This is a genomic window from Variovorax paradoxus (assembly GCF_009498455.1).
In the GTDB taxonomy this organism is placed as follows: Bacteria; Pseudomonadota; Gammaproteobacteria; order Burkholderiales; family Burkholderiaceae_C; genus Variovorax; species Variovorax paradoxus_H.
On the sequence record NZ_CP045644.1, the window covers coordinates 1598057 to 1620359 of the forward strand.

20 protein-coding genes, 1 pseudogene and 1 riboswitch are annotated in these 22303 nt (G+C 68.1%); of the genes and pseudogenes, 12 read left to right on the forward strand and 9 right to left on the reverse strand.

All coding sequences use genetic code 11. The annotated features are described in order from the left end of the window. Positions 1–81: 81 nt before the first annotated feature. Complete coding sequence (locus GFK26_RS07195) at positions 82–2067, reverse strand: monovalent cation:proton antiporter family protein (protein WP_153281397.1); 1986 nt, start codon at positions 2065–2067, stop codon at positions 82–84. 110 nt (positions 2068–2177) lie between these two features. Here GFK26_RS07195 and GFK26_RS07200 point away from each other — a divergent pair, with 110 nt between their 5' ends. The 4 genes from GFK26_RS07200 to GFK26_RS07215 are packed head-to-tail and all read left to right on the forward strand — an operon-like array spanning position 2178 to position 5176. Beyond that, entirely contained in the window at positions 2178–3152 is a 975-nt protein-coding gene (locus GFK26_RS07200; RefSeq protein ID WP_153281398.1) for a KpsF/GutQ family sugar-phosphate isomerase, read from the forward strand. Beyond that, positions 3152–3700 carry a KdsC family phosphatase gene (locus tag GFK26_RS07205; RefSeq protein WP_062473615.1) on the forward strand — a complete coding sequence of 183 codons (549 nt, stop codon included), beginning with the start codon at positions 3152–3154 and terminating at the stop codon, positions 3698–3700. The genes GFK26_RS07200 and GFK26_RS07205 overlap by 1 nt, the downstream gene beginning before the upstream one ends. Further along, positions 3697–4347, forward strand: coding sequence for an LPS export ABC transporter periplasmic protein LptC (gene lptC / locus GFK26_RS07210; RefSeq protein WP_194274045.1), 651 nt, complete (start codon positions 3697–3699; stop codon positions 4345–4347). The genes GFK26_RS07205 and lptC overlap by 4 nt, the downstream gene beginning before the upstream one ends. A 43-nt stretch (positions 4348–4390) precedes the next feature. Further along, positions 4391–5176: an SDR family oxidoreductase gene (locus GFK26_RS07215; RefSeq protein WP_153281399.1), complete on the forward strand. Its 786-nt coding sequence runs from the start codon at positions 4391–4393 to the stop codon at positions 5174–5176. A 91-nt stretch (positions 5177–5267) separates the two neighbouring features. Here the strand turns inward: GFK26_RS07215 and GFK26_RS34450 are convergent. Continuing rightward, positions 5268–5817 (reverse strand): annotated as a pseudogene (locus GFK26_RS34450) (RNA recognition motif domain-containing protein). Between the two features lie 259 nt (positions 5818–6076). Further along, a riboswitch (yybP-ykoY riboswitch) is annotated at positions 6077–6255 on the forward strand. A gap of 17 nt (positions 6256–6272) precedes the next feature. Here GFK26_RS34450 and GFK26_RS07225 point away from each other — a divergent pair. The 4 genes from GFK26_RS07225 to GFK26_RS07240 all read left to right on the forward strand — a co-directional run bounded on the left by GFK26_RS07225 (position 6273) and on the right by GFK26_RS07240 (position 9430). Continuing rightward, positions 6273–6836, forward strand: coding sequence for a TMEM165/GDT1 family protein (locus tag GFK26_RS07225; RefSeq protein WP_101490712.1), 564 nt, complete (start codon positions 6273–6275; stop codon positions 6834–6836). Positions 6837–7060: 224 nt separating this feature from the next. Continuing rightward, positions 7061–8221, forward strand: a complete 1161-nt coding sequence (gene metX / locus GFK26_RS07230; protein ID WP_153281400.1) for a homoserine O-succinyltransferase MetX — start codon at positions 7061–7063, stop codon at positions 8219–8221. Next, complete coding sequence (gene metW / locus GFK26_RS07235; protein WP_153281401.1) at positions 8218–8805, forward strand: methionine biosynthesis protein MetW; 588 nt, start codon at positions 8218–8220, stop codon at positions 8803–8805. Before metX ends, metW begins: the two co-directional genes overlap by 4 nt. 37 nt (positions 8806–8842) lie before the next feature. After that, on the forward strand, positions 8843–9430 hold the full coding sequence (locus tag GFK26_RS07240; protein ID WP_153281402.1) for an IMPACT family protein: 588 nt from the start codon (positions 8843–8845) through the stop codon (positions 9428–9430). Here GFK26_RS07240 and GFK26_RS07245 read toward each other — a convergent pair. Further along, entirely contained in the window at positions 9375–10307 is a 933-nt protein-coding gene (locus GFK26_RS07245) for an ion transporter (protein ID WP_153281403.1), read from the reverse strand. The two genes, GFK26_RS07240 and GFK26_RS07245, sit on opposite strands and share 56 nt — an antisense overlap. Before the next feature lie 111 nt (positions 10308–10418). Between GFK26_RS07245 and GFK26_RS07250 the strand changes: the two genes are divergently transcribed. Next, entirely contained in the window at positions 10419–10931 is a 513-nt protein-coding gene (locus GFK26_RS07250; RefSeq protein WP_153281404.1) for a bactofilin family protein, read from the forward strand. Between the two features lie 33 nt (positions 10932–10964). Here GFK26_RS07250 and GFK26_RS07255 read toward each other — a convergent pair whose 3' ends face one another. Further along, positions 10965–11819 carry a DUF72 domain-containing protein gene (locus GFK26_RS07255; RefSeq protein ID WP_228121938.1) on the reverse strand — a complete coding sequence of 285 codons (855 nt, stop codon included), beginning with the start codon at positions 11817–11819 and terminating at the stop codon, positions 10965–10967. A 91-nt stretch (positions 11820–11910) separates the two neighbouring features. Here GFK26_RS07255 and GFK26_RS07260 point away from each other — a divergent pair, with 91 nt between their 5' ends. Together GFK26_RS07260 and GFK26_RS07265 are read left to right on the forward strand one after the other, a co-directional pair. Further along, positions 11911–13422, forward strand: a complete 1512-nt coding sequence (locus GFK26_RS07260; RefSeq protein ID WP_153281405.1) for a M20 family metallopeptidase — start codon at positions 11911–11913, stop codon at positions 13420–13422. A 37-nt stretch (positions 13423–13459) separates the two neighbouring features. Beyond that, a complete protein-coding gene (locus tag GFK26_RS07265) occupies positions 13460–14335 on the forward strand; it encodes an alpha/beta hydrolase (RefSeq protein ID WP_153281406.1) in 876 nt (291 codons plus the stop codon). A 6-nt stretch (positions 14336–14341) separates the two neighbouring features. Here the strand turns inward: GFK26_RS07265 and GFK26_RS07270 are convergent, their stop codons facing one another. The 5 genes from GFK26_RS07270 to GFK26_RS07290 form a co-directional block, all read right to left on the reverse strand. Next, on the reverse strand, positions 14342–15520 hold the full coding sequence (locus GFK26_RS07270; protein ID WP_153281407.1) for an MFS transporter: 1179 nt from the start codon (positions 15518–15520) through the stop codon (positions 14342–14344). A 106-nt stretch (positions 15521–15626) separates the two neighbouring features. Further along, positions 15627–16094, reverse strand: a complete 468-nt coding sequence (locus GFK26_RS07275) for a YidB family protein (RefSeq protein WP_153281408.1) — start codon at positions 16092–16094, stop codon at positions 15627–15629. Positions 16095–16194: 100 nt separating this feature from the next. Continuing rightward, complete coding sequence (locus tag GFK26_RS07280) at positions 16195–17550, reverse strand: M20/M25/M40 family metallo-hydrolase (protein ID WP_153281409.1); 1356 nt, start codon at positions 17548–17550, stop codon at positions 16195–16197. 104 nt (positions 17551–17654) lie between these two features. Beyond that, on the reverse strand, positions 17655–18386 hold the full coding sequence (locus tag GFK26_RS07285) for a 16S rRNA (uracil(1498)-N(3))-methyltransferase (protein ID WP_153281410.1): 732 nt from the start codon (positions 18384–18386) through the stop codon (positions 17655–17657). A 79-nt stretch (positions 18387–18465) separates the two neighbouring features. Beyond that, a complete protein-coding gene (locus GFK26_RS07290; protein WP_153281411.1) occupies positions 18466–19563 on the reverse strand; it encodes an aminoglycoside phosphotransferase family protein in 1098 nt (365 codons plus the stop codon). Positions 19564–19695: 132 nt separating this feature from the next. Here GFK26_RS07290 and GFK26_RS07295 point away from each other — a divergent pair, with 132 nt between their 5' ends. Beyond that, entirely contained in the window at positions 19696–22287 is a 2592-nt protein-coding gene (locus tag GFK26_RS07295; protein ID WP_153281412.1) for an LPS-assembly protein LptD, read from the forward strand. The last annotated feature ends 16 nt before the right edge of the window (positions 22288–22303 follow it).

Consider the following 22303-nt stretch of genomic DNA (forward strand, 5'->3'; position numbering starts at 1 on the left):
CGGTGCGCCGTCAGCAGCGCATCGACGAAGAAAAGCGCAATCCGTCGCTCTTGAACTGAGCGCGCGCCGGCCCCGGCGGCCTCAGCCTTTTTGCAGCCGCTCGATGGCAATCGCCAGCGCGGCGGGCTTGCCGGACAGCACCAGCGTGTCGCCGTCCGACAGCAGCGTGTCGTCGTCCGGCACGCGCGCCTGACCGTCCTGGCGGCGCAGGTTGGCCACGCGCACGCCCAGCGTCGGCAGCGCCATCCGTCCCAGCGTCTGGCCGATCGCGCGGGCGCCCGGCGTGAGCGTGAAGCTGTTCAGGCGCTCGTGATCGATCTCGTCGGCGTTGTCGTCATCGGCGCCGTGGAAGTAGCCGCGCAGCAGGTTGTAGCGCGCGTCGCGCTGGTCCTGCACCACGCGGATCACGCGCCGCATCGGCACGCCGACCAGCGCCAGCGCATGGCTGGCGAGCATCAGCGAACCCTCGATGGCCTCGGGCACCACCTCGGTCGCACCGGCGGCCTGCAGTTTCTCGAGGTCGTGGTCGTCCTGGGTGCGCACGATCACCGGCACGTGCGCCGCGTGGGCGCGGGTGTTGGCCAGCACTTTCATCGCGCCCCCCACGTCGAGGTAGGTGACGACCACCGCGCTGGCGCGCGCCAGGCCTGCCGCCATCAGCGCCTGCAGCCGCGCCGCGTCGCCGAACACCACCGAATCGCCGGCCGCGGCGGCCTGGCGCACGCGGTCGGGGTCGAGGTCGAGCGCCATGTAGGGAATGCCTTCGCGCTCCAGGATCCGCGCCAGGTTCTGGCCGCAGCGCCCGTAGCCGCAGATGATCACGTGCTGCGCGGTGTTGATGGTCTTGCGCGCGATGCTCGTCATCTGCAGCGACTGCTGCAGCCAGTCGCTGGCCACCAGCTTGCGCACGATGGTGTTGGTGTACATCACGATGAACGGCGTGGCCAGCATCGAGAGCACCATCGACGCCAGCACCGGGTTGGCCAGCCACGGCGGCAGCAGGTTGCGGTCTTGCGCGAGCGTGAGCAGCACGAAGCCGAACTCGCCGGCCTGCGCCAGGTACAGGCCGGTGCGCAGCGACACGCCCGAGGTCGCGCCCAGCACCTTTGCCAGCACCGTCACCAGCCCCAGTTTGAACAGCAGCGGCACCAGCAGCAGCACGGCCACCAGCAGCCAGCGCTCGACCACGATGTGCCAGTCGAGCGACATGCCGACGGTGATGAAGAACAGCCCCAGCAGCACGTCGTGGAAGGGGCGGATGTCGGTCTCGACCTGGTGCTTGTATTCGGTCTCCGACACCAGCATGCCGGCGATGAAGGCGCCCAGCGCCAGGCTCAGCCCGGCCAGTTCGGTGAGCCAGGCCAGGCCCAACGTGATCAGCAGCACGTTCAGGATGAACAGCTCTTCGCTGCGCCGCCGCGCCACCAGCGTGAGCCACCAGCGCATGATGCGCGGCCCGCCGTAGAGCAGCACGCCGATGAGGAAGGTCGCCTTCACCAGCGCAAAACCCAGTGCCTTGGCCAGCGCCTCGGGCGGCGCGCCCAGGGCGGGAATCAGCACCAGCAGTGGCACCACGGCCAAATCTTGAAACAGCAGCACGCCCATCACGCGCTTGCCGTGCTCGCTCTCCAGCTCGAGCCGCTCGGCCATCAGCTTGACCACGATGGCCGTGCTGCTCATGGTGAGCGCGCTCGACAGCGCCAGCGTGGTCTGCCACCCGAGCTGCCAGGCCGGCGGCAGCTGCGTGGCGATGAGCAGTGCGCCGACGGTGGCCAGCGCCATGGTCAGCAGCACCTGCAGCAGACCCAGCCCGAACACGTGCTTGCGCATGGCGCGCAGCTTGGGCAGGCTGAACTCGAGCCCGATCACGAACATCAGGAACACCACGCCGAATTCGCCCAGGTGGCGGATGCCTTCGGAGTTCTGCGCCAGCGCCAGCGCATGCGGGCCGATGAGCACACCGGCCGTCAGGTAGCCGAGCATCGGCGGCAGCTTGAGCGACCGGCAGGCCACCACGCCGATCACCGCGGCCAACAGATACAACAGCGTGAGATCGAACGAAGACATAGGCGCCGATGCTAGAGCAATGTCCGTGCCCCGGGCTTCCCGGGCCATGTGATCGCCGGCCGCGCCCGCCTCGTAAAATCCGCCGATGAGCTCCGCCCCGCCCCGACCCCATGGTCGACCCCGAAGCCATCCTGGCCCGGGCACGCGTCACATTCGACATCGAAGCCGAAGCCGTCCTCGGCCTGAAGGCCCGCGTCGGTCCGAGTTTTGTCGAGGCCGTGCGCAAGATTCTCGAAGTGCGCGGCCGCGTGGTCGTGATGGGCATGGGCAAGAGCGGCCACGTCGGCCGCAAGATCGCCGCCACCCTCGCCTCCACCGGCACGCCCGCGATGTTCGTGCACCCGGCCGAGGCCAGCCACGGCGACCTCGGCATGATCAAGTCGGTCGACCTCGTGCTCGCCATTTCCAACAGCGGCGAGGTCGACGAACTCACCGTGCTGCTGCCGGTGGTCAAGCGCCAGGGCGTGCCCCTGATCGCCATCACCGGCCGTGCCGATTCCACGCTGGCGCGCCACGCCGACATCGTGATCGATGCCGGCGTCGCCAAGGAAGCCTGTCCGCTGAACCTCGCGCCGACCGCGAGCACCACCGCCCAGATCGCCATGGGCGACGCGCTGGCCGTGGCTCTGCTCGACGCGCGCGGTTTCGGCTCCGAAGACTTCGCGCGCTCGCACCCCGGCGGCGCGCTGGGCCGCAAGCTGCTCACGCACCTGAGCGACGTCATGCGCTCGGGCGACGAGGTGCCGTGCGTGCCGCCGACGGCCACCGTCAGTGAGCTGATGCGCGCGATGAGCATCAAGGGCTTTGGCGCCGCTGCGGTGGTCGAGCCCGACGGCCGGGCGCTGGGCATCTTCACCGACGGCGACCTGCGCCGCCTCATCGAAGCCGGCGCCGACCTGCGCACGCCCAAGGCGGCCGACATCATGCACCGCGACCCGCGCACCATCCGCGTCGACGCGCTGGCGGTGGAAGCGGCCGAACTCATGGAGCAATGCGGCATCACCCGCCTGTTCGTGATCGACAGCGCGGGGGTGATCGTCGGCGCGGTGAACACCAACGACCTGATGCGCGCGAAGGTCATCTGATGCCGCTTGATTTCCAGGCCGAGACCCTGCTGGCCGCGCAAGATGTGCGCATCGTCTTCTTCGACATCGACGGCGTGCTGACCGACGGCGGCGTGTACTTCACCGAGCACGGCGAAACGCTCAAGCGCTTCAGCATCCTCGACGGCTACGGCCTCAAGCTGCTGCGCAAGGCGGGCATCACGCCGGCCGTGATCACCGGGCGCGACTCCAAGCCGCTGCGCGTGCGGCTCGAGGCGCTGGGCATCGAGCACGTGCGCTACGGTACCGAAGACAAGCTGCCCGCCGCTGAGGCCATGCTGAAGCAGCTCGGCTTCACCTGGGCGCAGGCCGCCGCCATCGGCGACGACTGGCCCGACCTGCCCGTGCTGACCCGTGTCGGCTTCGCGGCGGCGCCGGCCAACGCGCACGCCGAAGTGCGCGCCGTGGCGCGCTACGTGACCACCGCGCGCGGCGGCGAAGGCGCGGCGCGCGAATTCTGCGACCTGCTGCTGACGGCCTGCGGCCAGTACCGCCCGCTGCTCGACGCTGCCCTGGGCCCCCGACCATGAGCCCGCAGCTGCGACGCGCCTGGAACCTGACGCGTGATGTGCTCGACCGCAGCACCATCTACCTGCCGATCATCCTGATGTTCGGCGTGGCGCTGGGCACCTACTGGCTGGTGCGCAACGCGCCCAAGCTGCTGGAGCCCACCGTCAAGGCCGCGCCCACGCACGAGCCCGACTACTTCATGCGGGATTTCGTCATCAAGAACTTCCTGCCCAACGGCGACTTGCGCAGCGAGCTGCATGGCGTCGAAGGGCGGCACTACCCGGACACCGACACCATCGAGGTCGACCAGGTGCGCATGCGCTCGGTGTCGCCCGAAGGGCTGGTCACGCGCTCGTCGGCCAACCGGGGCCTGTCGAATGCCGACGGCAGCGAGATCCAGCTGTTCGGCAACGCGATCGTGATCCGCGAACCGGCGGTCAGCGCGAGCGGCAAGGCCACGCCGCGGCTGGAGTTCCGGGGCGAGTTCCTGCACGCGTTCCTCGACACCGAAAAGGTGAAGTCGAACAAGCCGGTCACGCTCATCCGCGGCAGCGACCAGTTCACGGGCGATTCGCTCGACTACGACAACCTGAGCGGCGTGGCCAACCTCACAGGCCGCGTGCGCGGCGTGCTGGTGCCCTCGGCCGCGGCGGGCAAGCCGCGCTGAGCGGCTGCACTACAAAAACAAGTTCCCGGGAGACGACCGACACATGACCACCGCCGCACCGCTCGTCTTCATCACCGGCGCTTCCAGTGGCATCGGCCAGGCTTTGGCCGCGTCTTTCTACGACGCGGGCTACCGGCTGGCGCTGGTCGCGCGGCGCACGGCGGAGATCGACGCTTGGGCCACAGGTCGCCAGCTGGACGCGGGCCGCTACCAGGTCTACGGTGCCGACGTGGCGGACACCGACAGCATCGTGGCTGCCGGCACCGACTGCATCGCGCGCCAGGGCGTGCCCGACGTGGTGATCGCCAACGCCGGCATCAGCATCGGCATCGACACGGCCGATCGGTCGGACATCGACGTGCTGGCGCGCACCTTCGCCGTCAACAACGTGGGGCTGGCCGCGACCTTCCATCCGTTCGTGCAGGCCATGGTGAAGCGCGGCAGCGGGCGGCTCGTGGGCATCGGGAGCGTGGCCGCCATCCGCGGGCTGCCGGGGCACGGCGCCTACTGCGCGAGCAAGGCCGGCGTGGTCGCGTACTGCGAGAGCCTGCGCGGGGAATTGCGCACCAGTGGTGTGAAGGTTGTCACGCTGTGCCCGGGCTACATCGACACGCCGCTGACCCAGGGCAATCGCTACGGCATGCCCTTTCTCATGCAGCCCGAAGACTTCGCGGCCCAGGCGCTGCGCGCCATCAAGGCCGGCACCAGCTACCGCGTGATTCCGTGGCAGATGGGCGTGGTCGCCAAGGTCATGCGCCTGCTGCCCAATGCCGTGCTCGACCGCGCCGTGCAGGGCCGGGCGCGCAAGAAGCGCAGCGGCGAAGCCTGAGCTTCATCGCCGTCGCACAGGCAAAGAAAAAGGCTCCCGAGGAGCCTTTTCTGTTTGTGTGCCGTGAGGCATGCGAAGGATTGAACGGGGTTCAGTACCCACCGTTGCCGCCGCCGCCGTAGCCGCCCCACCGCCGCTGCGACCACCGCCGCCGCCGCCACGGGACCTGCGCCGTAGGGGCTGCGGAAACCGCCATCGCCACCACCGCCGCCGCCACCCGAACGACCACCACCGCCGCCGTAGCCGCCGCCACCGCCACCGCCGGAACGGCCACCGCCGCCACCACCGTAGCCGCCACCACCGCCGCCGCCGTAGCCACCGCCACCACCGCCGCCATAACCACCACCACCGCCGCCGTAGCCGCCACCGCCGCCACTGCGGGGGGGACGTGCTTCCATGGGACGTGCCTCGTTGACGACCACGCTGCGGCCACCCAGGGGTTGGCCGTTCATGCCGTTGATGGCGGCCTGTGCTTCCGCGTCACTGCCCATCTCGACAAAGCCGAAGCCCTTCGAGCGGCCCGTGTCGCGCTCCATCATGACCTTGGCGCTGGTCACTGCGCCGAACTGGCCGAAGGCCTGTTCGAGATCACCGTCGCGCACCGAATAAGGCAGGTTGCCGACGTAGAGTTTGTTGCCCATCAAGGGACTCCTATAAACACATCAAGAAAAGCGATGGAGTCCCGAAAGCATCACTCAAACGAGAGCCGCCGAGCCGCGCGAAACTGACCGATCACCGAGTTGCTTCCTCCCAAAATCAAGAGGGAGGCTCGTGCATTATGGGTGAAATATCAAAAAAGCAAGCATGAATTTGCGTCTTGAGGTAGCGACTTTTGAAACCAATGGAAGTTAGCGCACGCCTACCTGTTTGAGCCGGGCCAATTGACGATGCGGCTACAATTTGCGGGTCATTGGGGAGTAGCCGCCTTCCGCTTACGAGAAGGGCCCGCGTCAACAGACTTGTCCTTGCCCCACGAGGACATGGCGCGTGCAGTGAACACACCTGGCGAGACCTTTGACCGCACAACTTCGGGAATATGGCCGAAGGTGTTGTGCGGTCAATTGCGTCCTTCGGCCCAAGGAACCCCACATCTCTCATGGAAGCTTTTCTCGTTGCAACGGGCGTGGTCGCGCTCGCCGAAATGGGCGACAAGACCCAACTCCTGGCCCTTTTGCTGGCCGCGCGTTTCAGGAAACCCTGGCCGATCGTGCTCGGCATCTTCGTTGCCACGGTCGTCAACCACGCGCTGGCCGGCGCGGTCGGCAACTACATCACGCGCTGGCTCGGCCCCGAGGTGCTGCGCTGGATTCTGGGCGGCTCGTTCATCGCGATGGCCGTCTGGATGCTGATTCCCGACAAGCTCGATGAAGACGACGCCCCCGGCGTCTCGAAGTTCGGCGTCTTCGGCACCACCGTGATCGCCTTCTTCCTGGCCGAGATGGGCGACAAGACCCAGATCGCCACCGTCATGCTGGCCGCCCGCTTCACGCAGGACTACGCCTGGGTCGTCGTCGGCACCACGCTGGGCATGATGCTGGCCAATGCGCCGGTCGTGTGGCTGGGCGACAAGATCGTGCGGCGCGTGCCGATCAAGCTCGTGCACGGCATCTCGGCGGCGATCTTCCTGGTGCTGGGCGTCGTGATGATCGTCGGCTGGTAAGAAAAGAAGGAGGAATCCCTTCCAGAAACACCGCGGAACCGGCTTCGCCGGGCCGCTGGTGTTGCCCCCGGAAAGGGGGTTGGAGAAGCGACACGAAGTGCGCGAAGCCTGGGGGATATACTTGGTCTGCGCCGATTTGCTTCAGCTTGCGGGCGCTTTATAAATTCTGCTAAAGACGGCTGCCGAACCCGGCTCGTTTTTGGCGAGGCCGGGTTTTTTCATTCATGTCGTCGCCATCACCTTTGGTCGTCACCCCGCAGTCGATGCAGTTCGCAGGCCCGCTGGCCTTGCGCAGCGGCGCTTCGATCAGCGGCTACACGCTCGCCTACGAAACCTACGGCACCCTCAACGCCGAGCGCAGCAATGCGGTGCTGGTGTGCCATGCGCTCAATGCCTCGCACCACGTCGCGGGCGTGTACGAGGGCCAGGCCCGCTCCGAGGGCTGGTGGGACAACATGGTGGGCCCGGGCAAGCCGCTGGACACCGACCGCTTCTTCGTGATCGGCGTCAACAACCTCGGCTCCTGCTTCGGCTCGACGGGCCCGATGCACGTGAACCCCGCCAACGGCCGCGTCTACGGCGCCGACTTCCCGGTGGTCACGGTCGAAGACTGGGTCGATGCCCAGGCCGTGCTGCTCGACGCGCTCGGCATCCAGACGCTCGCGGCCGTGATGGGCGGCAGCCTCGGCGGCATGCAGGCGCTGTCGTGGACGCTGCAGTACCCCGACCGCGTGCGGCACGCCGTGGTGGTGGCCAGCGCGCCCAACCTCACGGCCGAGAACATCGCCTTCAACGAGGTGGCGCGCCGCGCCATCGTGACCGACCCCGACTTCCACGGCGGCCACTTCTACGAATACGGCGTGGTCCCCAAGCGCGGCCTGCGCATCGCGCGAATGATCGGCCACATCACCTACCTGAGCGACGACGTGATGAACGCCAAGTTCGGGCGCATCTTGCGCAGCGCCGTCGAAGGCGAGGTGGCGGGGCTCGACTACCGCTATTCCACGCAGGACATCGAGTTCCAGATCGAAAGCTACCTGCGCTACCAAGGCGACAAGTTCAGCGAGTACTTCGACGCCAACACCTACTTGCTGATCACCCGCGCGCTCGACTATTTCGACCCCGCGCGCCACCACGGCGGCCAGCTCAGCACCGCGCTGGCGCAGGCCACGGCCAAGTTCCTGCTCGTGAGCTTCAAGACCGACTGGCGCTTCTCGCCCGCGCGCAGCCGCGAGATCGTGAAGGCGCTGCTCGACAACCGCCGCAACGTGAGCTACGCCGAGATCGACGCGCCGCACGGCCACGACGCCTTCCTGCTCGACGACGTGCGCTACATGGGCGTGGTGCGCTCGTACTTCGAACGCGTCGCCAAGGAATTCCAATGAGCGACATCGAACATCAGCGACTGATTGCACAGCTCGTGCCGAAGGGCTCGCGCGTGCTCGACCTGGGCTGCGGCGACGGCAGCCTGCTCGACCTGCTGCAGCGTGAACGCGGTTGCACCGGCTACGGCGTGGAGATCGCCGACGGCAACGTCCTGCAGTGCATTCGCCGCGGCGTCGACGTGATCCAGCTGAACCTCGACGAAGGCCTGGCGATGTTCGACGACGCCACCTTCGACGTCGTGCTGCAGATCGACACGCTGCAGCACCTGCGCAATGCCGAGGTCATGCTGCGCGAGACCGCGCGCGTGGGCCGCTTCGGCATCGTCGCCTTTCCCAATTTCGCGCACTGGCCCAACCGCCTGAGCGTGGCGCGCGGGCGCATGCCCGTGACGCGTCGGCTGCCCTACCAGTGGTACGACACGCCCAACATCCGCGTCGGCACCTACAAGGACTTCGAGGTGCTGGCCGGCAAGAACAACCTGCGCGTGCTCGACGCCTTCGGCCTGCAGAACGGCCGCGACGTGCGCTGGCTGCCCAATGCGCGCGCCAGCACGGCGGTCTTCAAGTTCGAGCGGGGCGGCTGAGCACGCCGCCCTTGCACCGCACGGACATCGGGTCGGAATGAGCTTCACGCTCGCGCAGCCGGTTCACAGCGAACTGCTCATCAAGAAAAGCCGCTTCATCGGCTGCGTGCAGTCGGTGCCCGACCGCGCAGCTGCGCTCGCCGTGGTCGCCTCGCTTCGCGCCGAACATCCGGCTGCCGCGCACGTGTGCTGGGCCCTGATGGCCGGCGGCCAGTCGGCCGCGAACGACGATGGCGAACCCGGCGGCACGGCCGGACGCCCGATGTTGGAGGTGCTGCGCCACCAGCAGGTGGAAGGTGCGCTCGCCACCGTGGTGCGCTACTTCGGCGGCGTGAAGCTCGGTGCCGGCGGCCTCGTGCGGGCCTACACCGATGCCGTCGCGCAGGCCCTGCTCGGCGCCACGCTGGTGCCGCTCGTGCGCCAGCACCACCTGCAGTGCGCCGTGCCCTACGCGCTCGAGGGGCTGGTGCGGCGCGAGCTGACCGCCATCGGCGCGGTGCTCGAAGACGTGCAGCACGGCGACGACGTGCGCTTTGCCTTCGCGCTGCCCGCACCCGAGGCCGACGCCTTCATCGCGCGCCTCGACGATGCTGCGCAAGGGCGCGTCGTCTGGCCGACGGCGTGACCCGCTTCGGTGGCGCCTTGCCCGGCGTCGGTTCTGCCGACAGTGCGAGCACGCCGCGCGATGCGAGGGCGATCGGCTGCGCCAGGTCGTCGTCGACACCGCGCCGCGTCATCTCGGCGGTCACGATGCCGGTGGGCACGGCCAGCACGCCCCATCCCACCAGCATCATCACGGAAGCAATCGCGCGGCCCAGGTCGGTCTTGGGCACGAGGTCGCCGAAGCCGACCGTGGCCATGGTGGAGATGGCCCAGTAGATCGCCACCGGGATGCTGGTGAACCCGTGCGTCGGGCCTTCGACCACGTACATCAGCGTGCCCATCACCAGCACCACGAGCATCACGAAGCCCACGAACACCGTGATCTTGCGCCGGCTGGAGGCCACCGCCGACACCAGCGTGCGGTACTCCACCGAATAGCGCGAGAGCTTGAAGATGCGGAACACACGCAGCAGCCGCAGGATGCGCACGTCGATCAGGTAGGCCAGCTCCGGCGCGAAGGCCACGAGAAAGGTCGGCAGCAGCGCCAGCAGGTCGATCACGCCGTAGAAGCTCAGCGCGTAGCGCAGCGGCTTGTTCACGCAGCACAACCGCGCGATGTACTCCAGCGTGAAGAGAATCGTGAACACCCATTCGAGGGCATTGAACAGAGGCCGCCACTGGTCGCGGATCGACTGCACGCTGTCCAGGATGACGACCAGCACGCTGGTCACGATCACCGCGATCAGCGCCAGGTCGAACCACAGGCCGGCGGGCGTGTCGGCCTCGAAGATCACGGTGAACAGCCTGCGCCGCCAGCCACGCGCGGGTTTGTCGAACCGCGAGTCGGTGTCGGAGGGCGTGGACAGGGCTTCGATGTTCGGGCGGGGCAGGCGAGTCATGCGGGCATTGTCAGGGGCCGGGCGACTTATTCAGTTACGCTTATTGCGCAATGAAGTGCCGCATGCCGCGGGTGCGTTCTTACGATAGCTCCTTTCTTGAGGAGCTCCCCATTGGCCACACAGTCCCCCTTTTTCGGCAAGCGCGATCGTGACACCGACTCGCTGACTTCGCGTCCCGCACCGCTGGTTGGTTCGGGCACCAATCTCTCGGGCACTCCCGTCAATCCCTCCTCGTTGACCGCGCAGGCCGGCCTGGCCCCGGCGGCTGCGCCCGCCAAGGAAGGCGGCAGCAAGCTCACCGTCGGCCCGAACATCAAGCTCAAGGGCGTCGAGATCACCGATTGCGACACGCTCGTGGTCGAAGGCCTGGTCGAGGCCACGATGGATTCGCGCCTGATGCAGATCGCCGAACAGGGCGAGTTCAAGGGCTCGGCCGAGATCGACATCGCCGAGATCCGCGGCGTGTTCGACGGCAACCTCACCGTGCGCGAGAAGCTCGTCATCCACTCGACCGGCAAGGTCACCGGCAAGATCCGCTACGGCAAGATCGTGATCGAAGAAGGCGGCCAGCTGTCGGGCGAAATCAGCTTCGGCGCCAAGCCGTCGCTGCACGCAGCGGCCTGATGGGCCTGACGCGCCCGGTCTTCTGACGATCGATCAGGGCGCTTTCTTTTTCGGTGGGGCCTTCCTGGCCGCCGGCTTCGGCTTGTCCGCGGCGGCGGCCGTTCCTGCGTCTGCAGCCGGCGGTGCCCACCCCAGGCGCTCCAGCAAGGCACCGGCCGCGGCCGGTGCCCTTTCCTTGGCGCCGTTGATGAAATACACGAACACGTCGCGCGCCTTCGGTGCCGCGGCCCAGCCTTGCGCGCGCCCGGCCCAGGTGTCGAGCGCCTTGGGCGCGTAGCCGGTTGCAAGCGACGCGTCGGCCATCATGAGCCGCGCATAGGCGACGTCGCCTTCGGGCTCCTCGAACGACGGAAACTTGTCGGCGTCGGTGAACACGGTCGACACCTTGTGCTTCTTCGCCATCGCCTTGTAGGCGGGCGTGATGAAGCTCTCGTGGCGCACGTCCATCACATGGCGCAGCACGCGGCTGCCCTCCTTCTTCGGCAGCAGTTCCAGAAACGCCTCGAAGTCTTCCGCATCGAACTGCTTGGTCGGCATGAACTGCCACACGATCGGCCCGAGCTTGTCGCCCAGCTCGCTCACGCCGCTGTCGATGAAGCGCCGGACCGACTCGCCCGCGCTCGCCAGCACCTTGCGGTTGGTCGTGAAGCGCGAGGCCTTCATCGAGAACATGAAGTCATCCGGCGTGTCGTCGTGCCACTTGCGGAAGGTCTCGGGCTTGAAGGTGCTGTAGTAGGTGCCGTTGATCTCGATGGCGCTCACCTGCCGGCTCGCGTAGTTCAACTCCTTCGCTTGCGCGAGGCCCTTGGGATAGAAGTTGTCGCGCCAGGGCTCGTAGGTCCAGCCGCCTATCCCCACCTTGATCCGCGTCGATGGTGCCTTGCTCACATTGCGCTCCGGGTTTTGAGATCGCCCGCACTCTACGCGCGCTCGCCGCGAGGCGCAAAATGCGTTTTTTCGTCCCCGCGGAGAACCCCCGATGAACGCCCCCCTGCACCGTGAAATGCCCGCCGGCACGCTCGACGCGACGCGCGCCCTCTCTGATGTCACCGCCCAATGGGACGGCGACATCGTCAAGCAACTCACCGACTACATCGCCATTCCCGCCAAGTCGCCCGGCTTCGACAAGGACTGGTCGGCCAACGGCTACCTGGAGACCGTGCTGCGCAACGCCGCGGCCTGGGTCGAGGCGCAGAAGGTCGAAGGCCTGAAGCTGGAAATCGTGCGCCTCGAGGGCCGCACGCCGGTGCTGTTCTTCGAAGTGCCGGCCAGCGGCACGAACATGGCCGAGACCGTGCTCATGTACGGCCACCTCGACAAGCAACCCGAATTCACCGGCTGGCGCAACGACCTCGGCCCGTGGACGCCCAAGTACGAGAACGGCCTGCTCTACGGCCGCGGCGGCGCCGACGACGGCTACGCGGTGTACGCCAGCGTGGCCGCGCTGCAGGCGCTCAAGGCGCAGGGCGTGGCGCATCCGCGCATCGTCGGCCTCATCGAGACCTGCGAGGAAAGCGGCTCCTACGACCTGCTGCCCTACGTCGACGCGCTGCGTCCGCGCCTGGGCCAGGTCGAACTGGTGATCTGCCTCGACTCGGGCGCCGGCAACTACGACCAGCTGTGGCTCACCACCTCGCTGCGCGGCATGGCCAGCGGCACGCTCAAGGTCGAGGTGCTGACCGAAGGCATCCACTCGGGCGACGCCTCGGGCCTCGTGCCCTCGAGCTTCCGCATCATGCGGCAGGTGCTCGACCGCCTCGAAGACAGTGCCACCGGCCGCCTGCTGCCCGCGAGCTTCCATTGCGAAGTGCCGGCCGACCGCCTGGCGCAGGCCAAGGCCACCGCCGCCATCCTCGGCGACGAGGTCTACAAGCGGTTCCCGTGGGCGCACTACGACTGCGGCGGCTCGACCATGTTCGCGCTGCCGACCACCACCGACCCGCTCGAAGCGCTGCTCAACCGCACCTGGAAGCCCACGCTGTCGGTCACCGGCGCCGAAGGCTTCCCGGCCCTGAAGGACGCGGGCAACGTGCTGCGCCCCTACACCGCCTTCAAGCTCTCGCTGCGCCTGCCGCCGCTGGTCGATGCGGCCGAGACGGTGCAAAAGCTCAAGGCCCTGCTCGAAGACAACGCGCCCTATCAGGCGCGCGTCACGTTCGAGAGCAACGGCGGCGCCACCGGATGGAACGCCCCCACCATCACGCCGTGGTTCGAGGACGCGCTCAACAAGGCCTCGCGCGCGCACTTCGGCGCCTCGTGCGGCTACATCGGCCAGGGCGGCACGATCCCGCTGATGAACATGCTGAGCGCGGGCTTCCCGACGGCACAGATGATGGTCTGCGGCGTGCTCGGCCCGAAGAGCAACGCGCACGGCCCCAACGAGTTCCTGCACGTGCCCTACGCCAAGAAGCTGACGGCCGCCGTGGCCGAGGTCATCGCGGCCCTGCCGGTCGCGCACCGCGCCGCGGCTGCGGAGCCGGTGTCGGCTTGAGCGCCGCGCCGGGCCGGGCCGCGCCAAGGGTGCGCCAATGATCGACGCGCTGCCCTTGCCGCACCGCGTGTCGCTGTCCACGCCGGACGGCGAGACGCTGGCACTGCGGCGGCTGCCCGTCGCCGGCACACCCCGCGCTGTCGTCGTCGTGGTGCACGGGCTGGGCGAGCATGCGGGGCGCTATCACGGCCTCGCCAAGCAGTTGCATGCCTGGGGCTTCGCGGTCTGGGCGCACGACCACCACGGGCACGGCGAATCCACCGGTGCACGCGGCGGCCTGCCGAGCGAACTGCGGCTGGTCGACGACCTCGCCCTGGTGATCGACGATGCGCGCCGCGAGAACCCCGGGGTGCCGCTGGTGCTGCTCGGCCACAGCCTGGGCGGCCTGGTCGCCGCGAGCCTGGTGGCGCGCGGCGTGCGGCCGGTCGATGCGCTGGTGCTGTCGTCGCCGGGGCTCGATCCGGGGTTGAATGGCGTCCAGAAGATGCTGCTGGCCGTGCTGCCGCGCATCGCGCCCAACCTGCGCGTGGGCAACGGGCTCGACGACAACTACCTCTCGCACGACCCGGAGGTGGTGCAGGCCTACCGCGACGATCCGCTCACGCACGACCGCATCGGCAGCCGGCTGGCGCGCTTTCTCGCGCACGAAGGCGCGGTGGTGCAGCAGCACGCGGCGCACTGGCCGGTGCCCACGCTGCTGGTCTACGCGGGGGACGACCGGCTCGTGCGGCCGGCTGCGAGCCGCGCCTTCGCGGCGGCTGCGGCGCCCAGCGGCAAGGTCGAGGCGAGGTGCTTCGACACGCTGTACCACGAGCTCTTCAACGAGCTGGATGCAGAGCCCGTGTTCGACACGCTGCAGCGCTGGCTCGACCGGCGGTTTCAGGTCGCGACCGTGTCGACGCTCGCCGCCTGAGGTCGCTCAGGCCTTGGCCGCCAGTGCTTGTTTGCGCTGGGTCTGCGCGAGCCAGAACAGCGCCGCGCCGGTCAGCGCCACCGGCACCAGCGAACCGTAGTTCAGCAGCTGCCAGCCCTGCGTCGTCACCAGCACGCCCGAGGCGAACGAGGTCAGCGCGAGCGTCGCGAACACGCAGAAGTTGAGCGCGCCCTGCGCGCGGTCGCGCTCCTCGGCCGTGTACGCCGTGAGCGAGAGCGTCGTGCTGCCGGTGAACAGGAAATTCCAGCCCACGCCCAGCAGGAACAGCGCCACGAGGAAGTGGTGCAGCTCCACGCCCGACAGCGCCACCACAATGCAGCCGAGGTTGAGCGCCAGCCCCACCCCCATCACCGGCAGCACGCCGAAGCGGCGAATCAGGTGGCCGGTGAAGAAGCCCGGCGCGAACATGCCGATCACGTGCCATTCGAGCACCAGCGCCGCGTCGGAAAACGGCAGGCTGCAGATCTGCATCGCGATGGGCGTGGCGGCCATCAGCAGGTTCATCACGCCGTAGCTCAGCGCACCCGCGGCGGCGGCCACGATGAACACGGGCTGCCGCATGATCTCGCCCAGCGACCTGCCGCCGGCCGCTTCCTTGCGCGTCGGCGATGGCGGGAATTCGATGAAGCGCATCACCGCCATCGACAGCAGCGCCACCGCCGCCAGCGCGATGTAGGCGCCGGCAAACGGCACGGAAAGGGCGTCTCGCGTGAAGGTGGCGAGGTTCGGGCCGGCCACCGCACCGATCAGGCCGCCTGCCATCACCATCGACACGGCCTTCTCGCGCCAGGCCGGCAGGGCCAGTTCGGCCGCCGCGAAACGGTAGAGCCCGGCGTTGGCGTTGTAGTAGCCCGCGACCACCGTCGCGAAGCACAGCAGCCAGAAGTTCTTCGAGGACGCCGCGTAGGCGCACAACAGCGCCGAGCCGACCGCCACCGCCAGCCCGATCTGGAACGAGCCGCGGCGGCCGAAGCGCTGCTGCGTGCGCGCCACCAGCCCCGTGCTCAGCGCGCCGCCCACCACGTAGCCCATCACGGGCAGCGTGGCCATCCAGCCCTGCGGCGCGATGCCCAGGCCCACGAGGCCGTTGATGGCGATGAAGGTGACGTTGTTGGTCAGGAGCAGGCCCTGGCAGATGGCCAGGAGCCACAGATTGCGATTCATGGGGCGCGGTTCTACGCGATTGGGCGACGAAGGCAAGGCGCCGGCCAAAAAAAAGCGCCCTCGCGGGCGCCGGAATTCTGAGAATGGAAATTCGCCGGGTGGCAGCTCAGGCCGGCTTGTTGCCTTGCAGCAGACCGCTCAGCGAACCCAGCAGGTCGTCCTGGTTGCCCAGGCCTTGCTCGGGCACCTTGCCTTGCGGCGTGAGCTGGTTGATGAGGGCCGGCAGCATGGTGGCCAGCATCGGCAGCAGCATTTGTGCGTTGATGCCGAGCTTGGACGCGATGGCGGCGATCGTGTCGCCGCCCAGCGCGTTCTGCAACTGATCGCCCGAGACCGGCCGGTTTTCGCCGTTGCCGATCCACGAGCCGATCACGTCGCCCATGCCCGCCTGCTCGAATTTCGAGACCATGCCACCGAGGCCGCCCTGCCCGCCGTTGTTGGCAAGCAGGCCGCCCAAGGCGCCGGCGAGGCCTCCGAGATCTCCCAATCCCCCGAGGCCACCGCCCTGCGGTTGCTGCTGTTGTTGTGCAGCGCCTCCCAGCACCTGACCGAGTACCGAATCGAGCAATCCCATGGCGTTTCCTTGGTGTGTGACAGAACCGGCGGCATTTTCCGATGCCCCGGACCGCAAGCCGAAGGTGGCGTGACCACTTTCAAGCTTGCATCGTGACAAATTACTTGGTCCGCGCAGGCCGTTTGGGAAGCAATGCGGGATTGACCCCTTGCACGCCCACCAGGCCCAGCACGGTGACGAGCGAATTCTGCGCGCCTTTCCATGCATCTGTCACGTCGATCGACTCGGCCAGCGAATGGAATCCGCCCGACTTGCCGCCGCCGCCGATGATGATGGCCGGGATGCCCAGCGAAATAGGAACGTTCGCATCCGTGCTGCCGCCGCGCAGCAGCGTCTTGTGGCCAAAAGCACTGTTGGCGCGCGTGGCGGCCTCGACGATCACCGAGTCGGGCGCCGTGCGACCGCCCGGGCGGTCGCCGATGAGCTTGGTGCTCACGCTCAGGCTGCTCACGTTCCAGCGCTTGTTCTCTTCCGCCACGGCCTCGTCGAGCGTGGCGAGGATCTTCTTTTCGGCTTCGAGCAGCGAGGCCATGTCGTCCGAGCGGATGTCGATCGCCATGCGGGCATCGGGCGCGATGGTGTTCACCGAGGTGCCGCCGCCCACGGTGCCGACGGTGAAGGTGGTCTTGGGGAAGCTGGGCGTGCGCACCTCGGCGATCTTGGCGATGGCGCGGCCCATGCCGTGGATCGCGCTGGGGACATGGCCGAAGGCGCCGAAGCTGTGGCCGCCCGGACCCTTGAAGGTGACTTCGTAGCGGTGGCTCGCGGTGCCGAGCACGAGCACGTGGCCGTCGGGCGAGGGCTCCAGGCCGACCATGCCGTCGATGTCGAGGTGGTCGCGGAAGATGGCCTTCATGCCGCGCAGGTTGCCCAGCTCTTCCTCGCCGACGTTGGCGACGAACATCAGGTCGCCGACGGTCTGGATCTTGTTGTCGTTGAGCACCTTGAGCCATGACAGCAGCACCGACAGGCCGCGCGTGTCGTCGCCGATGCCGGGTGCGAAGAGCTTGCCGTCGCGCTCCTTCACCTTGACGTCGGTGCCGGCGGGAAAGACCGTATCGAGGTGCGCCGAGACCAGCAGCTTGGGACCGTTGCCGGTGCCCCTGCGCAGGCCGATCACGTTGCCTTCGGCGTCGATCTTCGCGTCGGTCAGGCCGAGCGCCCTCATGCGCGCCAGGAAGGCTTCGGCGCGCTTCTGTTCCTTGAAGGGCGGCGCCTCGATCTCGGTCAGGGCCTTCAGTTCTTCGACCGTGCGTTCGTGGTCGGCCTTGACCGATTCCAGCAGCTTGCGGATTGCGGGCGATGCCATGAGCTGGGTGTAGGCCTGGTCGACCGCGGGGCTGACCTGCGCCGGCGTGGGCGCGACGGCCTGGTTCTGGGCGTGGACGGCGGGCATGGCGCACAGCGCGGCCAGAACGAGGGGGGCGAGACGAAACGCGCGGGATGAACGAGGCATGAGGGAGCGGCCTTTCCGGGGAGGCGGATTGAACAATAAAAAGGAAGCGGCCATTGTTCCGCAGGCACCCGGTTCGCGCCTCGCGGAAAACCCCCCGGAACGGCTCAAGCGCCGATGAGCGACACCAGCGCCGCGAGCGCCGCGGTTTCTGCGCGCAGCACGCGCGCGCCCAGCGTGGCTGGTGCGAAGCCGCGCGCGATGGCGTCCTGTTCCTCGGAGGCGCTGAGGCCGCCTTCGGGGCCGCTGAGCACGAGGGCGGGCTGTGCGCTGGATGTCGCTGCAGCCACGGCGGCCACAGCACGCGTGCCGTCGGCCAGGCTGAGCACGAGGCGTGTCGCTGCAGCGTCCGAGGCGGCCGCACCGCCGAGCCAGCCCCCGAAGGATTGCACCGGATGGATCACCGGCACGCGGTTGCGACCGCACTGCTCGCAGGCCGCGACGGCGATGGCTTCCCAGTGCGCCCGTTTCTTCTCGGCGCGCTCGCCCGACAGGCGCAGCACGCCGTGCGCGGTGGCCAGCGGCTGGATGCTGGTCACGCCGAGCTCGGTGGCTTTTTCGACCAGCCAGTCCATGCGCTCGTTGGCCGGCATGCCGACCGCCAAGTGCACGGGGCGGGCCGCTTCGCGCTCGACCGGCGTGTGGGCGCCGACCGCCACGGCGACCTCGCTGCGGCCCATGCGCTCGACCGTCGCGGCGTACTCGCCGCCCGCGCCATCGAACAGGGTGAGGGTGTCGCCGGGCTGCATGCGCAGCACCTGCACATGGCGCGCGGCGCCCGGCGGCAGCGCCAGGCTGGCGCCGGCGGACAGGGGCACGGAGCAGTGAAAACGGGGCATGCTATGAAATCAGGAGCCGACGGCGCCCGTGGTGCGGGCGCTACAGCGATTTTCTTTTTCGGCTTTTTTCAGTTTCTCTTCAGACTCGGCCGTAGGCGAAGCCGGTGACGGCTGTCGTGCCCTCGACCTCGTCGATCACCCGCACGAGCGGCGTGAGTTCCATGTAGCGGCTGGCGGTGGCGCGGATGTAGGCGATGAAGCGCGGCGTGTCGGCCAGGTAGCGCGGCTTGCCGTCACGCAGCGTGAGGCGCGCGAAGATGCCGGCGACCTTGAGGTGGCGCTGCAGGCCCATCCATTCGACCGCGCGGTAGAAGGCGCCGAAGTCTTCATCGACCGGCAGGCCCGCCTTGCGTGCGGCGTTCCAGTAGCGGATGGTGATGTCGAGCACAAACTCCTCGTCCCAGCTGAGGAAGGCGTCGCGCATCAGGCTGGCGATGTCGTAGGTGACCGGGCCGTAGACGGCGTCCTGGAAGTCGAGCACGCCCAGCGGCTGGCCGGCATCGCCGCCCACCATGAGGTTGCGCGGCATGAAGTCGCGGTGCACGTACACGCTCGGCGACGCGAGGTTGTTCTCGACGATCAGCGCGAAGGCGCGGTCCAGGCGTTCTTTCAGCCGGCCTTCGACGGCCACGCCGCGGTGCTTGCCGATGTACCACTCGGGAAAGAGCGCCAGTTCACGTTCGAGCAGCGCCCGGTCGTAGGGCGGCAGCACGCCGGGTTTGGAAGCCAGCTGCCAGCGGATCAGCGCGTCGATGGCCTGGTCGTAGAGCGGCCGGTTGGCGTCCGGCTGGGCCGGGTCGATCACGTCGAGCATGGTCTGGCGGCCCAGGTCGTCGAGCAGCAAAAAGCCGTGGTCGCGGTCCCATTCGAGCACTTGCGGTGCCGTCACACCGGCCTCGGTCATCAGCTGTGCCACCTGCACGAAAGGGGCGCTGTTTTCCTTGTCGGGCGGCGCATCCATCACGATGCGCGTGCGGCCGTCGGTGGTGTCCAGGCGGAAGTAGCGGCGGAAGCTGGCATCGGCCGAAGCCAGCCGGACGGTGTCCGGTCGCAGTTGCCGGGCGCCGGCGATACCGGCCAGCCAGCCCCGGAACGCTTCGGCCCGCTGCGGATCTGTCCAGAGAATGGCCTGGGCGGGGTGTGGGGTCGTGGACGCCGGGGTCGAAGGTGCTGTCATGGATAATCAATTCTACAAATCCGCCTGGCGCGGCCCCCCTGTTCAAGGCCGATCCGGCCGGGCGGGGTGGCTGCCGGTCCCCGCAACCCGCCGGCTTGCCGCGCCGTCCCGACGATTTTTCGTTCCGAATCGATGCCTACGACCCCACGCGCTGCCCTGCGACGTTCGAGCCCGCCGCTGCCACTGGCCGTGCTGTCGCTGGCGCTGCTGCACGCGCAGGGCGCCTTCGCCCAGCAGGCCGGTGTGCTTGACGGGCCCCTCACGCTCAAGCGCACGCCGCTGCTCACCGAGACGCTCACGCCCGCGCAACGCAGCCAGCTGCCCAGCCTCGTCACCGGCGACCGCATTTCCGGCCGCCCCGACCTGGAGACCGTGGTCGAGGGCAACGCCACGCTGCGCCGCGGCCCGCTGGCCATCACGGCCGACCGCCTCGAGTACTACCAGCCCGACGACCGCGCCAAGGCCACCGGCAATGTGCGGGTCAACCAGGCCGGCAACGTGTACGAAGGCCCCGAGCTCGAACTCAAGCTCGAGACCTTCGAAGGCTTCTTCAACAACGTGCGCTACCGCTTCCTCTCGACCGGCGGCCACGGCGAGGCCGAGCGCATCGACTTCGTCGACTCCAACGTCTCGATCGCGCGGCGCGCCAGCTACACCACCTGCCGCCGCGAAGACTTCCCCGGCTGGATGCCGGCCTGGCTGCTGACCGCCGCCACGCTGACCACCGACACCGAGGAAAACGAAGGCGTGGCCATCGACGCGCGCATGAGCTTCATGGGCATCACGACGCCGCCGATTCCGCGCGTGACCTTCCCGCTGTCGAATGAGCGCAAGAGCGGCCTGCTGCCGCCCACCATCGGGCTGGACAACACCAACGGCTTCGAGGTCGCGCAGCCCTACTACTGGAACATCGCGCCCAACCGCGACGCCACCATCACGCCCACGCTGATGAGCAAGCGCGGGCTCAACCTGGCCAACGAATTCCGCTACCTCGAGAAGGACTACAGCGGCAGCATCCGTCTGGACCTCATGGGCAGCGACCGCCTCGTGGGCCAGCGCTACAACGAGGCGCGTGCCGAGCAGCTGCAGAGGTTCAACAACGGCGAGATCGCGCTCAAGGACCTGAACCTCGGCAAGGCGCCCGACAGCACCAAGCGCTGGGGCCTGTGGCTCAACCACCACCATGACTTCGACGCCAAGGCGCTGGGGCTCGACTCGCTGTCGGCCAGCCTCAACATCAACCGCGTCAGCGACAACGACTACTGGCGCGACTTCACGCGCACGCCGACGCTCGCGCAGCGCCAGCTGCCGAACGATGCCTCGCTGAACTGGACCAAGGGCGACTGGAGCGGCGCGGTGCGCGCCCTGCGCTACCAGACGCTGCAATACAACCTGTCGCCGGTCGTGCCCTCGTACGACCGCGTGCCGCAGATCACGGCGAACTACGCCAAGTACGACTGGCACGGCTTCGACGTGTCGCTGAACACCGACTACTCGCGTTTTCGCGTCAACAGCATCCTGGCGGGCCAGCCCGGCTTCGACTTCAACCAGCAGTCGCAGCCCGACGGCGACCGCGTGTTCGCGCAGGCGGCGATCAGCCGGCCGTTCCTCACGCCGAGTTCGTTCGTCATTCCCAAGCTGCAGCTGCACGCGACCTCGTACAACTACTACCTGCCGCAGTCGTCCATTCCGAAGGCCTCGGTCAACGGCATCGACTACGTGAACGGGATGCCGTACAACCCGAGCCAGCTGTACTTCTTCCAGACTTCGTCGAACCGGGTCGTGCCGACCTTCAGCCTGGACAGCGGCCTGATCTTCGAGCGCGACGCCAACTACTTCGGCCGCGCCTTCCGCCAGACGCTGGAGCCGCGCGCGTACTACGTGTACACGCCGTACCGCGACCAGAGCATGCTGCCGAACTACGACTCGGCCGCCAACGACTTCAGCTTTGCGACCATCTACACCGAGAACGCGTTCTCGGGCGCCGACCGCATCTCGGACACCAACGCGCTCACGCTGGGCGTCACGTCCCGCCTCATCGATCCGGGCACCGGCGTCGAGGCCGTGCGCTTCGGCATCGCGCAGCGCTTCCGCTTCGCCGACCAGAAGGTCACGCTGCCCGGCGTTGCGCCGGTCACCGACCGCACCAGCGACCTGCTGCTGGGCGCCCAGATCAACTGGACGCCCAAGTGGAGCCTGGACACGTTGCTCCAGTACAACCCCGATTCGCGCCGCTCCACGCGCAGCGCGATCAGCGCGCGCTACAACCCGGGCCCGTACCGCAACCTCAGCGCCGCGTTCCGCTACCAGGCACCGAGCACGCCCATCGCCACCGACGGCAACAAGTCGATCGACGTGGGCTGGCAATGGCCGATCAACGACCTGTGGGGCGACAAGGGCAAGGACCTCGGTCCGGGCAAGGGCGAAGGCGGTGGCCGCTGGTACGCCGTGGGCCGCCTCAACTACAGCCTGCAGGACAAGAAGCTCACGGACGGCGTGCTCGGGGTCGAGTACGACGGCTGCTGCTGGATCGGTCGCGTGGTGCTGCAGCGCATCACCACCGGCCAGGTGACGGCCAACACCCGCATCATGTTCCAGCTCGAATTCGTCGGTTTCTCCGCCATCGGATCGAGCCCGATGCAGGCCTTGCGGCAGAACGTGCAGCGCTACCAGCCGCTGCGTCAACCGACCGAAGCCCCGAGCCGCTTCACCAATTACGACTGAAACGACGACCGTTCAC